Annotated in this window: 16 protein-coding genes and 1 pseudogene; 8 read left to right on the top strand and 9 right to left on the bottom strand. The window is 72.2% G+C overall.

Features of this window, described 5'->3' with window-relative positions; genetic code table 11:
- Positions 1 to 408: 408 nt before the first annotated feature.
- Together B7767_RS46195 and B7767_RS07835 are read right to left on the bottom strand one after the other, a co-directional pair.
- Positions 409 to 573 (bottom strand): hypothetical protein, encoded by a 165-nt coding sequence (locus B7767_RS46195; protein ID WP_179167062.1) that lies wholly within the window; start codon positions 571 to 573, stop codon positions 409 to 411.
- Between the two features lie 322 nt (positions 574 to 895).
- Positions 896 to 1768, bottom strand: a complete 873-nt coding sequence (locus B7767_RS07835) for an aldo/keto reductase family oxidoreductase (protein WP_085571520.1) — start codon at positions 1766 to 1768, stop codon at positions 896 to 898.
- Between the two features lie 140 nt (positions 1769 to 1908).
- Between B7767_RS07835 and B7767_RS07830 the strand changes: the two genes are divergently transcribed.
- Complete coding sequence (locus tag B7767_RS07830; RefSeq protein WP_373408195.1) at positions 1909 to 2346, top strand: winged helix-turn-helix transcriptional regulator; 438 nt, start codon at positions 1909 to 1911, stop codon at positions 2344 to 2346.
- A gap of 232 nt (positions 2347 to 2578) precedes the next feature.
- Positions 2579 to 3463 carry a GNAT family N-acetyltransferase gene (locus B7767_RS07825; protein WP_085571518.1) on the top strand — a complete coding sequence of 295 codons (885 nt, stop codon included), beginning with the start codon at positions 2579 to 2581 and terminating at the stop codon, positions 3461 to 3463.
- A gap of 28 nt (positions 3464 to 3491) precedes the next feature.
- Here B7767_RS07825 and B7767_RS07820 read toward each other — a convergent pair whose 3' ends face one another.
- From B7767_RS07820 to B7767_RS07810, 3 genes are all read right to left on the bottom strand, one after another.
- The gene (locus B7767_RS07820; protein WP_085571517.1) at positions 3492 to 3737 is read right to left on the bottom strand and encodes a DUF5133 domain-containing protein; all 246 of its coding nucleotides are present in this window, start codon (positions 3735 to 3737) and stop codon (positions 3492 to 3494) included.
- A 156-nt stretch (positions 3738 to 3893) separates the two neighbouring features.
- Positions 3894 to 4898, bottom strand: a complete 1005-nt coding sequence (locus B7767_RS07815) for a MerR family transcriptional regulator (RefSeq protein ID WP_085571516.1) — start codon at positions 4896 to 4898, stop codon at positions 3894 to 3896.
- A 3-nt stretch (positions 4899 to 4901) separates the two neighbouring features.
- Entirely contained in the window at positions 4902 to 5576 is a 675-nt protein-coding gene (locus tag B7767_RS07810) for a HEAT repeat domain-containing protein (RefSeq protein ID WP_085571515.1), read from the bottom strand.
- A gap of 178 nt (positions 5577 to 5754) precedes the next feature.
- Between B7767_RS07810 and B7767_RS07805 the strand changes: the two genes are divergently transcribed.
- The gene (locus B7767_RS07805) at positions 5755 to 6096 is read left to right on the top strand and encodes a hypothetical protein (protein WP_085571514.1); all 342 of its coding nucleotides are present in this window, start codon (positions 5755 to 5757) and stop codon (positions 6094 to 6096) included.
- A gap of 124 nt (positions 6097 to 6220) precedes the next feature.
- Here B7767_RS07805 and B7767_RS07800 read toward each other — a convergent pair whose 3' ends face one another.
- Positions 6221 to 7093, bottom strand: coding sequence for a helix-turn-helix transcriptional regulator (locus B7767_RS07800; RefSeq protein WP_085571513.1), 873 nt, complete (start codon positions 7091 to 7093; stop codon positions 6221 to 6223).
- 131 nt (positions 7094 to 7224) lie between these two features.
- Between B7767_RS07800 and B7767_RS07795 the strand changes: the two genes are divergently transcribed.
- The 4 genes from B7767_RS07795 (at position 7225) to B7767_RS07780 (ending at position 10741) form a co-directional block, all read left to right on the top strand.
- Complete coding sequence (locus tag B7767_RS07795; protein ID WP_085571512.1) at positions 7225 to 8130, top strand: oxidoreductase; 906 nt, start codon at positions 7225 to 7227, stop codon at positions 8128 to 8130.
- A 455-nt stretch (positions 8131 to 8585) separates the two neighbouring features.
- Positions 8586 to 9200 (top strand): ABC transporter ATP-binding protein, encoded by a 615-nt coding sequence (locus tag B7767_RS07790; protein WP_085571522.1) that lies wholly within the window; start codon positions 8586 to 8588, stop codon positions 9198 to 9200.
- Positions 9197 to 9991 (top strand): hypothetical protein, encoded by a 795-nt coding sequence (locus B7767_RS07785; protein ID WP_085571511.1) that lies wholly within the window; start codon positions 9197 to 9199, stop codon positions 9989 to 9991. Before B7767_RS07790 ends, B7767_RS07785 begins: the two co-directional genes overlap by 4 nt.
- A 126-nt stretch (positions 9992 to 10117) precedes the next feature.
- On the top strand, positions 10118 to 10741 hold the full coding sequence (locus tag B7767_RS07780) for a hypothetical protein (protein WP_256923353.1): 624 nt from the start codon (positions 10118 to 10120) through the stop codon (positions 10739 to 10741).
- 103 nt (positions 10742 to 10844) lie between these two features.
- Here B7767_RS07780 and ykgO read toward each other — a convergent pair whose 3' ends face one another.
- From ykgO to rpmG, 3 genes and pseudogenes are all read right to left on the bottom strand, one after another.
- Entirely contained in the window at positions 10845 to 10967 is a 123-nt protein-coding gene (ykgO, locus tag B7767_RS07775; RefSeq protein ID WP_055607297.1) for a type B 50S ribosomal protein L36, read from the bottom strand.
- Positions 10968 to 11006: 39 nt separating this feature from the next.
- Positions 11007 to 11257: pseudogene (locus B7767_RS07770) on the bottom strand (50S ribosomal protein L31).
- Positions 11258 to 11307: 50 nt separating this feature from the next.
- Positions 11308 to 11472 carry a 50S ribosomal protein L33 gene (rpmG, locus tag B7767_RS07765; protein WP_073935506.1) on the bottom strand — a complete coding sequence of 55 codons (165 nt, stop codon included), beginning with the start codon at positions 11470 to 11472 and terminating at the stop codon, positions 11308 to 11310.
- Positions 11473 to 11802: 330 nt separating this feature from the next.
- Here rpmG and B7767_RS07760 point away from each other — a divergent pair, with 330 nt between their 5' ends.
- Positions 11803 to 12027: a helix-turn-helix domain-containing protein gene (locus B7767_RS07760; protein ID WP_085571509.1), complete on the top strand. Its 225-nt coding sequence runs from the start codon at positions 11803 to 11805 to the stop codon at positions 12025 to 12027.
- The last annotated feature ends 52 nt before the right edge of the window (positions 12028 to 12079 follow it).

The raw sequence follows: 12079 nt of genomic DNA, 5'->3' as shown, positions 1-12079 counted from the left end.
GGCCGGTGCCGCGCCCTGTGCGTCCGCCGGCGGCCGGTCGTCCGTACCGGCCGTCACCGGGCGCCGTGGCCCGGCAGCCGGGCCGCCCGTTCGCGGCACTCCCGCCACGTGTCCGTGGTCATCGCCAGGACCAGTGCGCCGCCCCGACGGCGGCCGACGCGCTGAGCGCTTCCAGGAGCATGGTGGCCCCCTCGTCGGCAGTGGGGGGCGAGTGCGGCCGCCCGCAAGGAGGTCGAAGACGGGCACCCGGGCCTCTCCCGTCCTCCGACGGCCCGGCCCGGAAGCCGGGGTGCCGGCCCTCCGCCAGCTCCTGGGCGCCATCCAGGACCTGCCGAGGTGATGGGCCGGCACCCGCACCACGCGCCGCACCGGGGCCGGACCTGACGGAGCACTACCAGCGGTGTCCCCTCAGCCTTGCCCCTCAGGGCTGTCGGTGGGTTGCTGGAGGGGGCGGCCGCTGTCGCCCTCCGGGTTTCCCGGCACCAGGCCGCGGGCGAGGGTCGGGACCAGGTACACCAGGTCCCCCAGACTGCTGCCGTCCCTGGCGGTTTCGGCGGCCGGGTCGGTCGGCACGGGCGGGGCCGCCTGCGAGGCGGAGGCCGGGAGAAGCACCCCGGCAGCGGCAAATGCCGCGACGGCACCGACGGCGAGACGATTACGCACTTTTATCCCTTTCGCGTAGGAAGTGACGCGCTGATCAACGACCGGATCCGGCGTAGGACACGTGTCGACGAGGGCTGTCATCACCACCGGCCCGCGAGGCCCGGAGGGCCTGACGGTTGACGACCCGTAAGCCATCCAGGTGAGGGTGGATCGTCCCGCTTCGCCCCCGGTCGTACGAAAGCGACCGGGGACGGGACCTGAGCGGTGGCGTCGGTCGCGGCTTGTGGGCCGCTCAGCGGCCGATGTCCTCCAGCTCGGTCAAGTCCTCGGGGGAGAGGGTGAGGCCCGCGCCGGCGATGTTCTCGCGCAGGTGTGCCGTCGACGACGTGCCGGGGATGAGCAGGATGTTCGGTGACCGTTGCAGCAGCCAGGCCAGCGCGACGGACATCGGTGTCGCCTTCAGTCGAGCGGCGACCGCCGAGAGCGCCGAGGACTGAAGCGGGGTGAAGCCCCCGAGGGGGAAGAAGGGCACGTACGCGACGCCGTCGGCGGCGAGCCGGTCGATGAGCTTGTCGTCGTGGCGGTGGGCGAGGTTGTACATGTTCTGCACGCACACGATCGGCGCGATGCCCTGTGCCTCGGTGACCTGCTCCTCGGTGGCGTTGCTGACCCCGAGGTGGCGGATCAGGCCCTGCCGCTGGAGTTCGACGAGCGCCTCGAACGCCTCGGCGAGCGAGCCGGGCCGGGGACCTTCGGCGTCGCCGAGCCGGAGGTTGACCAGGTCGAGCACGTCGAGCCGGAGGGATGTGAGGTTGTCGTGGACCTGGCGGCGCAGATCTTCGGGTCGCCGGGCCGGCGGCCAGCCGCCCTGTTCGTCGCGGGTCGCGCCCACCTTGGTCACGATGTGCAGCGACTCGGGATAGGGGTGCAGTGCCTCGCGGATCAACTCGTTGGTGACCCGCGGCCCGTAGGCGTCGCTGGTGTCGATGTGGGTGACACCGAGGTCGACCGCTTCGCGCAGAACGGCCAGGGCGCCCTCGCGGTCGGCGGGCGGCCCCATCACCCACGGGCCGGCCAGTTGCATGGCGCCGTAGCCGAACCGGGTGACGGTCAGGTCACCCAGAGTCCAGGTGCCGCCGGGAAGAGAGAGGGAGGGTGTGCTCATCGTTTGCCTTTCGTCGTGCACTCGGGGGGTGGCGCCTGCCGCCTCCCTGCATCAGCATTGGAGAGGAACTTCCTGTCGGGAAGTAGGCACTTCGAAGTGCGTAACCCACCCATTGGTGAGAGGTGCGATCGGTGACGACGATGAAGGCGGCCCAGAAGAGGGCTCGGGCCAAGGTGGAGTACAACGCGTTCCTGGCAGGCTGCCCCAGCCGGCAACTGCTCGACCGGATCTCGGACAAGTGGGTCGTCCTGGTCCTGTGTGCGCTGGGCGGCGACGACAAGCCCGGACCCCCCGGTGCGGCTCCCGCGGACGCTCCGAGGGCGATGCGTTACTCCGAGATCTCCCGTCTTCTGGCCGGGGTCAGCCAGAAGATGCTGACCCAGACGCTACGGTCGCTGGAGCACGACGGTCTGCTCACCCGCACCGTGACGCCGACCGTCCCCGTCACCGTCTCCTACGAGCTGACCGACCTCGGCCTCTCGCTCCACCACATGACGCGCGGGCTCAGAGACTGGGCGCAGGCCCACATGGCCGAGGTCCTCGCGAACCGCGAGAGCCGCGACGCTCGCACGTCCTGACCGAACCGTCCGACAGCCCCCTGTCCGCGGAGCCGCACCCTCAACCGTGAAGGGCCGCGCATGCCGCGTGGACGAGTCGACGTCGACGGTCATGCTCCGTCGCACATCCGGGGAACGACGATCGGCTTTCCTGGACGGCCGGACCGGCAGGCGCGTCGTGTCACCACCGGCCGTGCACGGCCCCGTCGGACAAGTGCTCCCACCGAGCCGTGCACATCGGAGATCATGAGGCATGCGCCCGGACGACTGGCACCTCACCGAAGACATCGACGACTTCCTCGCCCGAGCGGGGGGCTTCCTGCGCTCGCGGCCCGCCCTGCACAACACGCCGCTGACGGACATCGAGAGACTGCGGACACGCAGGGCGGACGCGCCCGGCCCCGAAGCCGCCGTCTTCGGCCGGCTGGAGTCGGGGGGCGAGGTCCGCGCGATCTTCTACCGCACCCCGCGCGGTCGCCTGGGCCTCACCCCCCTCTCCGCCGAGCAGACCGACACCCTCGCCGCTCACCTGGCCGGCCTCGGTCACTCCCCCCGCGACGTCATCGCGGACCACGACACCGCCACCGCCTTCGCCGAGGCATGGCAGCGTCACACGGGCGCGACGCCGGCGCCTTTCTGGCGGACGCGTCTCCACCGTCTCGGCACGCTCACCCCACCGCAGCCGCGCCCGGAGGGCCGGGGTCGCATCGCGGGCGGGAAGGACCGTGAGCAAGTCGTGCGCTGGTGCCGTGAGTTCTGTGCCGACGTCGGGGAGCAGTCCTCCATCGACCTGATCGACGCCGGCTCCTGGAGCGACTCGCGTTTCGGCGACAGGCACTTCACGTTCTGGGAGACCCCGGACGGCACCCCCGTCTCCATGGCGGCCGCGACCTCGGTCGTCGGTGGCATGGTCCGGGTGGACCCTGTTTACACCCCCGCCCACCGCCGGGGCCGCGGCTACGCGGGGGCCGTGACGGCCGAGGTGAGCAGGGCCGCGCTGGCCTCGGGCGCGACGGACGTCGTGCTCTTCACCGACCCTGCCAACCCCACCAGCAACGCCCTGTACCAGCGCGTCGGGTACGTCCATGTCGCCGACTTCGCCGGGTACGGGTTCTCCTACGACGCACCGGCCGCCTGACTCGGCGGCGAGGAGAGGGGATCCGGACTCACGCGGCCAGTGTCTCGTCCTGCCGGGAGGAGCTCACACGTTCCGCACCGTACCGTTCGAGCAACGCGTCGGCCGCGAGCAGAGCCTGTTCGACGGTGCGGGCTCCGGTCATCACGCACAGCGTGTAGGTGGAGTCCTCGAGATCCCGGCTGGTGCGGCCGGTGGGGCGCACGTCGTGTTCGATGCGCGCCTGGGCGAACCGGGCCAGTACGGCGCGCAGTTCCTTCTCCGCCGGAAGGATCATGGTGATACCTCTCCCCTCAAAGTCCGTCTCGCGAAGCGGCCCGCACCAGGGCTCACCGCTGGGCAGCACCGGGCAGACCTTCGTGTGCCCCGCATCGAGATGTCCATGCCACCGTGATCGCTGCCCTTCGGCCCGGCCCGCCGGCCCCGGGGTCCGTCATCGTGCGTCGCGCAGTCGGAGGAGGTAAGCCGCGGTCAGTGCGACGGCACGATCCTCGTCGTGCGACAGCCGTACGAGGGCACGTGAGGCCGTGGTTCCCGGGATGTCCGCCAGCGCCTGGGTCAGCCACAGACGTACGGGCGCTTCGGTGCTGTCACGGGCGAGGCGGTCGACGAGCCCGGTGGCGATCCGGTCCGCCGTCGCGGGGTCGCCCGCCAGCCCGCTCAGCGCATCGGCCGCATCGGTGTCGTTCCTTCCCTCCACGATCATGTCGATGAGCGTCGGGACCGCATCGGCCGCTCCACGTGTCCCCAGCGCCAGAGCCGCATACCCGCGGACCACGGCATCAGGGTTCGCGAGGGCGCCCCGCAGCCGGGCGACGGCCTCGTCACCGGGCATCTCGGCGAGGGACCGGACGGCGCGTTCGCGCACCGCGGCCACCGGTGAGTCCAGGCCTTCCGCCAGCAGTGCCGTGCCGTCGTCGCCTGATCGCGCCAGCGCCCAGCGCAGGGCCCCGGCGACGTTCGGCTCCGTCTCGCGCAGCACCGCCTCGACCAGGGCCTCCACCGGCACCGGGACCTCGTCGGCCGAGGAAAGGGCCGCGCGCTGGCGCGCGTCGGCGCTCTTCGAGCCGAGCGCCTGGAGGAGTGCGACACTCCGGAGGACGTCCTCCCAGCCGGCGGGTTCCGCGGCGTCGATCCGGCGGAGCCGCGTGAGCAGCTCGGTCTCGGCCGCGATGCGCTCGCGCGTCTGACGGATGAGGTCGTCGACGAGCGCCGAGGGCGTGAAGCCGGGGTCGTCGAGCGCGCGCCCGATCTCACGCAGCGACAGCCCCAGCGATCGCAGGCTCTCGACGTGGAAGATCCGCCGGATGTCCTCGCCGGAGTACTCCCGGTAGCCGGAGCCCGTACGGCCCGAAGGCCGCACCAGGCCGAGTGACTCGTAATGCCTGAGCATGCGGGCGCTGACCCCGGACCGTCGCGCCACCTCACCGATCAACACGTTCTATCGTTCCTCCTGGCTCGAGCCGCCGAGGGCCACGGCCCGCTTCGCCTCCTCGATCGCGAACTCGAATCCGGTGTCCGGGTCGCGCAGCAGCCGTTCCGTGGCGAGCGCGTGCGCGCGCACGCGCGGGTCGGGGACCATGGTCGCAGCACGCAGAGCCGGTACAACGGCATCGCCGCCCAGTGCGACCAGGGCCCGGCTGAGACTCAGCTGCGTCTCCCGCTCGCCGCGCCCGAGTTGTCCCGCCAGTATCGCGGCCAGTCCGGACTCCCCGCCTTCCGGCACGAGCACGACCGCGGTCCGCCAGGCACTCCGCGCCACCTCGTCGTCGGTGTCGGACAGGAGCTCCGGTGTGATCGCCGGCCACGCCCGCCGGTCCCCGATCTTGGACAGCGTGTGCAGCGCCTGGCTCCGTGCCTGCGCACGCTCCGAACGGACTTCGCGGAGCAGCGCGGGGAGCGTCATGGACACCGGGTGGCGGGTGAGTGCCCAGGTCAGCATGTCCCGGACGAAGAACTCGGGCTCGAGCGCGCAGCGTTCGACGAGCTTGTCGACGAAGCACGGGTCCGGCGTCGTGCCGGCTGCCAGAGCGGCCCGCAACCGCACGGACGAACTCCCGTCCTCCAGCCCCTGGAGCGCTCGCACCGCGTCCGTGTCCTGATCAGTCGTGGCCATCGGGACCACCTCCTCGGCGAGCAGTGAAGGCCTTGTCACCGTGTCAAGGTCAAACGGGGCCCTGCGCATTGGGGCCGCCCGCGGCCCGCACGCCACCGCTGCCGGACGGGCGTGGCCGGGCACCGGTCCGCGTAGGCTGGCCGTCGTCCGTGGCGGAAGGAACGTGGAGGGGCGGAGCATGGGGGTGGCGTCGATCGGCGTACGGCTCGTCGCCGAGGCGTCCGGGAGCGCGGGCGAGGGGTTCGTGTACTCCTGGCTGGTGCCCGACGACGAACGGCGCGGCTGGATGCTGTTCGTCCCGGCGGAGCGGCTCTTCCGGGAGTGCGACGGAACGGGAGCCGCTCTGGAGGGCGGCATGGAGGTCTGCTTCGGGCTCACCGAGGACGAGTCGGTGCGCAGGCACGCGCGGTGGGAGGGCCGTCAGGAGTGGCGGGTGATGGTGACGGCGGCCTACGGCGTCTGGAAGGGGTTCCAGGAGCACGGGGAGCCGCCGCTCCAGGCCCACCGCACCTTTTACTAGTCCTCCGGGTCAGGAGTTCCGCTCGGACGGGCGGGGCGGCCGGAGGCCGGGGTGTTCCCGCCGGACGCGGAACGGGCGGCGCCGTTCCGGGACGCCTCCGCTCGCGAAGACGGGACCCGATCGTCTAGTGGTGCTCGTCGGCACGTGCCGAGCGGGTCGCGTGCAGCGACGCCAACAGCCGCAGCCGGTCCGCGTCGGCGCTGCCCGGCTCGGCGGTGAAGACCAGCATGACCGGGCCGGGTGCGCCGGGCAGCGGATAGGTGTCCCAGTCCAGGACGATGTCACCGGCCTCGGGGACCCGGAAGGTCTTGGTGCCGCTGACCGACACGCGTACGTCGTGCCGGGCCCACAGCCGCCGGAACTCGGCGCTGCGGATGCTCAGCTCGCCGACGATCGCGGTGGCGCGCGGATGGGTGGGGTCGGTGGCGACGGCTGCGCGCATCATGCCGATGTACTCCAGGGCCTGCCGCTCCCAGTCCGGGCAGCTCCGCTCGCCGGTCCGCGTGTCGTCGAACAACAGCAGGAGCATGTTGAGGCGGTCGGGCGCATACGTGTCCGGGCTGCCGAGCAGCGCCTGTGCCATCGGGTTCCAGTCGAGCAGGTCGAGGTGGCGGCCGAGCACGACCGCCGGGGTGTCCATGACCCGCAACAGCCGCCGGGTGCTGTCCGGCACCCTTTCCGGGCCGCGCTCCACCCGTGCGGGCACGGGCCGGCGAGCGGCATGGGCCAGGGTGAACAGGTGCCGGCGTTCCGCGTCGTCGAGTCCGAGCGCGCCGGCGAGCGCGTCCAGGACGCCGTCGGAGGGGCGTACCTCCCGGCCCTGCTCCATGCGCTGGTAGTAGTCGGTGCTCAGTCCGGCCAGCAGGGCCAGCTCCTCGCGCCGCAGTCCGGTGACCCTGCGCCGGCCGCCCGGCTCCAGGCCGACGTCGTGCGGGCGCAGTCTGTCGCGCCGGGCGCGCAGGAAATCACCGAGTTCACGGGCGTAGGGATGGGTCATACCGTCAGTGTGTCTCCTCGCCGGGCGTCCAGGGTAGGTCCCGCAGACCCAGGAAACGGGGAACGACCGAACCGGCCCGCACCGGTCCTAGCGTCGTCGGTCCACCGCACCGACACCCCCAGGAGCAGCAGATGGCCGGATGGACCGCCGACCGCATCCCCGACCAGCACGGCCGGACCGCCGTCGTGACCGGCGCGAACTCGGGCCTCGGCCTGGTCACCGCCGACGAGCTGGCCCGGCACGGCGCCCGCGTCGTGCTCGCCGTCCGCGACACCGCGGCGGGTGAGGAGGCCGCCCGCCGTATCGGTGGGGACGTCGAAGTGCGCGAACTGGACCTGGCCTCCCTCGATTCCGTCCGCTCGTTCGCCGCGAAGCTGGCCGCCGACCACCCGGCGATCGACCTACTGGTCAACAACGCCGGCCTGGTGCTGCTCGGCCCGCGCCGCACCTCCGCCGACGGCTTCGAGCTGCACATCGGCACCAACATGCTGGGGCACTTCGCGCTGACCGGCCTGCTGCTCGACCGGCTGGCCGCGGCGAGGGAACCCCGCGTGGTCAGTCTCAGCTCGATCACCCACAAGAACGCGCACCTCGACTTCGACGACCTGATGTCCGAGCGGGACTACCGGGCCGCTTCCGCCTACGGCCGGTCCAAGCTCGCCACCACGGTCTTCGGCATCGAGCTGGACCGCCGGCTGCGCGCCGCCGGATCGCCGGTCGTCAGCGTGCTGGCCCACCCGGGTCTCACCCGCACCAACCTGACCCCGCGGGCCTGGGAGCACCGTGGCCGGATCGGGCGGCTGATCGCGCGGGGCGGCCTGCTGGTCACCCAGCCGGTGGAGCGGGGCGCGCTGCCGCAGTTGCGCGCCGCGACCGACCCCGGTGTGCGGGGCGGCCAGTTCTTCGGGCCGTCCGGGTTCTTCGAGACGCGCGGCCGGGTCACCGAGGCCAGGCTCAGCCGGGAGGCGTCCGATCCGGCCGTCGGCGAACGACTCTGGACGGCGGCCGAGGAACTGACCGGCGTCAGCTACCTCTGAACCGCCCGCCGGAGGCCCGGTCCGGCGTCTGGCCGGAGGCCGGAGGCCGGTCGGGCCCACGGCCGACGTGACCGCCCGGGCGGTACGAACACGCTCGGCGGCAACGCCGTCGGCCGCGTGCGGGCGGGGTGTACGGGCCGCGTGGGAGCTGTCCCCTCGCAGTCCTGCGGTCGAAGGTCCGGAACGGGCCCGTGGGAGGGGCGAGCCGCAGCAGCAGCCGGCCGACGGGGCTCGCGAGCGGTTCCGGGGCACGTACCGGACGCGTGCGTGACGTGTCCCGACAGGCTCGTGGATCGTTGGCCGGTCGGAACCCGTGCATCCCATCGCTCTCCAGGAGCCCCCGTGGCCAGTCCGAGCCCGCTGTACGCCGACCGGGACGGGGGCCCACCGCCCCTCCGGTGTCCGTTCGCCGAACGTACGCACGTCCGGACCCGGACGTGAGGCGGCAGCCGGCGGTGGTGCTGCGCGTGACGGCGGTCCGCAAGAACTTCGGGTCCCGGCAGGTCCTGCGCGGGGTCGGCTTCGAGGCGCGGGCAGGGCAACTGGTGGGCATCGTCGGGGAGAACGGCGCCGGGAAGACCACCCTGCTGCGCATCCTCAGCGGTGACCTGCGCCCCGACGACGGACGCGTCGACCTGGCGGGCACACGGGGCTACTGCCCGCAGCACCCGGTCCTGGACGAGGAGCTGACCGTGCGCCAGCACCTGCGCCTCTTCCAGATCGCCTACCGTCTCCCGAACCCCGGCCGCGCGCTCCGGCTGATCGACGCGCTCTCCGCGGCCGGTTATCTGGACGCGCCGGTGAAGGTCCTCAGCGGTGGCACCCTGCAGAAGCTGAACCTGGTCCTGGCCCTGATGCACGACCCGGACGTCGTGCTGCTCGACGAGCCGTACCAGGGCTTCGACTGGGAGACCTACCTGCGGTTCTGGGACCTCGCCCGAGAGCTGAAAGGCCGCGGCCGTACCGTGATCATCGTCTCCCACCTCGCCCACGACACCGGACGCCTGGACGTCCTGCACCGTCTGCACGACGGCCTCCTCGGCCCCTCGCCCACGACGGACACCGCATGAGTGCCTACCTGGTCGCCTGCCGCTACGCCCTGCTGGCCATGGCGAAGAACCGGCTGGCCGCCGTGCTCCTGGTCGCCTTCATCCCGATGTGGATCACCGTGGCGAAGACCCTCACCACGCCGAAGACGTTCCCCTTCCGGCTACGCGCCACCGGAACCTGGCTGCGCGCCGGCGGGGACGAGATCACGATGATCAGCGGCTCCCTGAACGCCGTGTCCCTCCTCGTGGGATTCCTGATGTTCAGCGCCGCACGCCGCACCAGGGCCTTCGACCGTCGCCTCACCGCGGCCGGCTATCCCCGAACCGCCCTCGTCGGCGCCAAACTCACCACGCTCCTGGTCGCATCGGTGCTGGTCAGCGCCTACGCCACCGCCTGGATGCTGCTGTTCTGGTCTCCCCTCCAGCCCTTCCTCCTCGGCATCGCGGTCCTGGCGGTCTGCCTGGTCTACGGGGCCATGGGCATGTGCCTGGCCCTCTTCCTGCGCGGCGAGGTCGAGGGACTGGTCACGATCATCATGACCAGCATCATCGATCTCGCGCCGCAGAACCCCGTCGCCAGCACCACCGCCGACAAAGCCCTGGTCGAGCTGCTTCCGAGCTACGGGTCCCTCCAGACCAGCCTCGCCGCGGGCTTCACCCGGGACGCCACCTCGAGCCCCCTGCTCCACAGCGCGGCCTGGCTGGCCGCCATGACCACCACCGCACTCGCCGCCTTCACCCTCCGCACCCGCGCCCACCAGCCGCCCACGCCCCCACCCTCGCGTGCGGCGGGAGACGAACGGGCGCGGTGAGGGTTCCGGCGCAGTACGGAACGTCCCGGGGCGGGAACCATCCGGCCGGGACGACTCGTCACTGATCATTGCCGCCGCCCGGAGCGGCGGGGAACACCATGAGCGAAGCGACAGCGGGGGGACTCCATGAAGTGTGCGTCTGCGGCGAGAGCGGGCCTGACGGCCGTGGCGGTGCTGGCGATGCTGGCGGTCAGCGGCTGCCGGGAGGACGACGCGGGGCTTCCCCCCGCCTCCCCGAGCGGGCAGGTCTCCGGGCCCGCGTCGCCGACGCCTGCGGCCGAGCGGAGCGGTCCGCGCACCTTGGTGGACGCTCCCCGGGCGGGTGGCCTGGACAAGCTGACGGGGGACGGGGCCCTGACGGACGTCCCCGTCGACCCCGGCGAGATGCGGGACGGCATGACGCTGGTCACCGGAAACTACGGGAAGCCGGGCGGGCAGGGCGCGCCGGTGCTGTTCGAAGGCGTCGATCATGTGCCCGAGGACACCAACGAGCGTCGTGAGCACCTGTTCCGCGGCATGCTCGAGTACATCCAGTGGGACCCGGAGCTGGGGCAGCCCGAGGCCCGGCCGGTGGAGCCGGGACCGCTCGGCGGCTCGGTGGAGTGCCTGCTCGCCTCGCTGAGCGAGGACGGCAACGTCGTCTGCGGCTGGGCCGACGAGGGCACGGCGGCCGTCGCGCTCTTCGAGGACAGCACGCCCGCCGACGCGGGGAAGCTCTTCGTCGAGATGCGTGGGGACCTGGAGCGCTGACCGGTCGGCGGGCGAGAACGACGTCGAGGGCCGGAACGGGAAGCGGCGGACGGCCCGGTACCGCGAATGCGGTACCGGGCCGTCCGGCCGGTGAGGCGGCTCGTCAGCCCTGGCGGGCCTTGAAACGCGGATCCTTCTTGTTGATCACGAACGTCGCGCCCCGCCGGCGCACCACCTGGGCGCCGGGCCTGGCCTTCAACGAGCGCAAGGACTTGCGTACCTTCATCACGATCTCCTTCCACAGGACCGGAGAGGGGTGCCGCTGTCAGCGGCGGGCGGGGCCGTGGCGCCGCTCGAAGCGCTCCACGCGGCCCGCGGTGTCACGACGCGCGAGGCGCCGGTGCGGAACGGGTGGCCGGGCGACGGGATCTCGACGTCGACGACCGGACAGGTGGCGCCGTCCTGCCACCCGGCCGTGGGCCGCGACTCGACGGTGAAGCGGGTCGGTGGCCGGAAGCCGGACGCGCGGTCACGGAGGACGACCGGACGGGAGGCGGGATGGATGCCGTGCCTCACGGGATGTCCTTCCCGGGGTGCCTCCGCCGCCGGGGCGGCGGAGGCGGGTTTCATCGTTCCTCGCGGAAGAGGACGTGTTCGCCGGCGACCGCGTCGTACTTCCGCAGGACCAGCCGGTCGGGGTCGTTCAGACGGTTCTTGCGGGTCACGTAGGTGACTCCCGTGCCCGCCGTCGACCTGAGCCTGACGACCGGCCGCGCGGTACTGCGTGCCATGAGGTGCTCCTTCCGTCACCGTCCGAGCCATTGACTCGAACATGTCATGCATGATGTGGGGCGACGCCGGCCTGGGCCGGAGCCACCGGGTGCGTGACCGTGGAGGGCGGTCGCCTACGCGGCGAAAGGCTCCGCAGGGCTTCAGCCGAACGATCGTCCCTGCGGGCAATGGGTGAGGCCCGGGGACACTGTCCCCTCCACGGCCACGCCCTTCCCAACCGCACCCGCCCGCGGATTGTTCCCCTCCCCCGTCATCCGCCGAGTGGCTCGTCCCTCGTCGGGGGTAGACGACGATCACGGCCAGACGTCGATCACCGAAGGAGACGAACCGTGGACAAGGGCAAACAGATCACCGGCACGGCCCGTGCGGAACTCGCGCGGGAGATGAAGGAACAGTACGAGAACGGCCTGTCCATACGGGCCATCGCCGAAGCGCACGGGCGGTCGTACGGGTTCGTCCACCGTGTCCTCACCGAGGCGGACGCCCCTCTGCGCAGCCGGGGCGGGAACCGTTCACACCGACGGCTCGAGGAGGCCGGGCGTCCGGGGAGGTGACGAGGAACCCGTGGACCGCGGCGGGGCGGGACGGTCGCCAAGGGCTGTCCCG

Source organism: Streptomyces sp. 13-12-16 (genome assembly GCF_002114215.1).
In the GTDB taxonomy this organism is placed as follows: domain Bacteria; phylum Actinomycetota; class Actinomycetes; order Streptomycetales; family Streptomycetaceae; genus Streptomyces.
The sequence above is the reverse complement of the archived record's forward strand: the minus strand, read 5'-3'. Positions and strand labels throughout refer to the sequence as shown.

Bases quoted from the DNA above. Each gene is read 5' to 3' on its own strand.
- B7767_RS07835 (WP_085571520.1), bottom strand. From the start codon at position 1,768: ATGAGCACACCCTCCCTCTCTCTTCCCGGCGGCACCTGGACTCTGGGT.
- B7767_RS07830 (WP_373408195.1), top strand. From the start codon at position 1,909: ATGAAGGCGGCCCAGAAGAGGGCTCGGGCCAAGGTGGAGTACAACGCG.
- B7767_RS07825 (WP_085571518.1), top strand. From the start codon at position 2,579: ATGCGCCCGGACGACTGGCACCTCACCGAAGACATCGACGACTTCCTC.
- B7767_RS07820 (WP_085571517.1), bottom strand. From the start codon at position 3,737: ATGATCCTTCCGGCGGAGAAGGAACTGCGCGCCGTACTGGCCCGGTTC.
- B7767_RS07810 (WP_085571515.1), bottom strand. From the start codon at position 5,576: ATGGCCACGACTGATCAGGACACGGACGCGGTGCGAGCGCTCCAGGGG.
- B7767_RS07805 (WP_085571514.1), top strand. From the start codon at position 5,755: ATGGGGGTGGCGTCGATCGGCGTACGGCTCGTCGCCGAGGCGTCCGGG.
- B7767_RS07800 (WP_085571513.1), bottom strand. From the start codon at position 7,093: ATGACCCATCCCTACGCCCGTGAACTCGGTGATTTCCTGCGCGCCCGG.
- B7767_RS07795 (WP_085571512.1), top strand. From the start codon at position 7,225: ATGGCCGGATGGACCGCCGACCGCATCCCCGACCAGCACGGCCGGACC.
- B7767_RS07785 (WP_085571511.1), top strand. From the start codon at position 9,197: ATGAGTGCCTACCTGGTCGCCTGCCGCTACGCCCTGCTGGCCATGGCG.
- B7767_RS07780 (WP_256923353.1), top strand. From the start codon at position 10,118: ATGAAGTGTGCGTCTGCGGCGAGAGCGGGCCTGACGGCCGTGGCGGTG.
- ykgO (WP_055607297.1), bottom strand. From the start codon at position 10,967: ATGAAGGTACGCAAGTCCTTGCGCTCGTTGAAGGCCAGGCCCGGCGCC.
- rpmG (WP_073935506.1), bottom strand. From the start codon at position 11,472: ATGGCACGCAGTACCGCGCGGCCGGTCGTCAGGCTCAGGTCGACGGCG.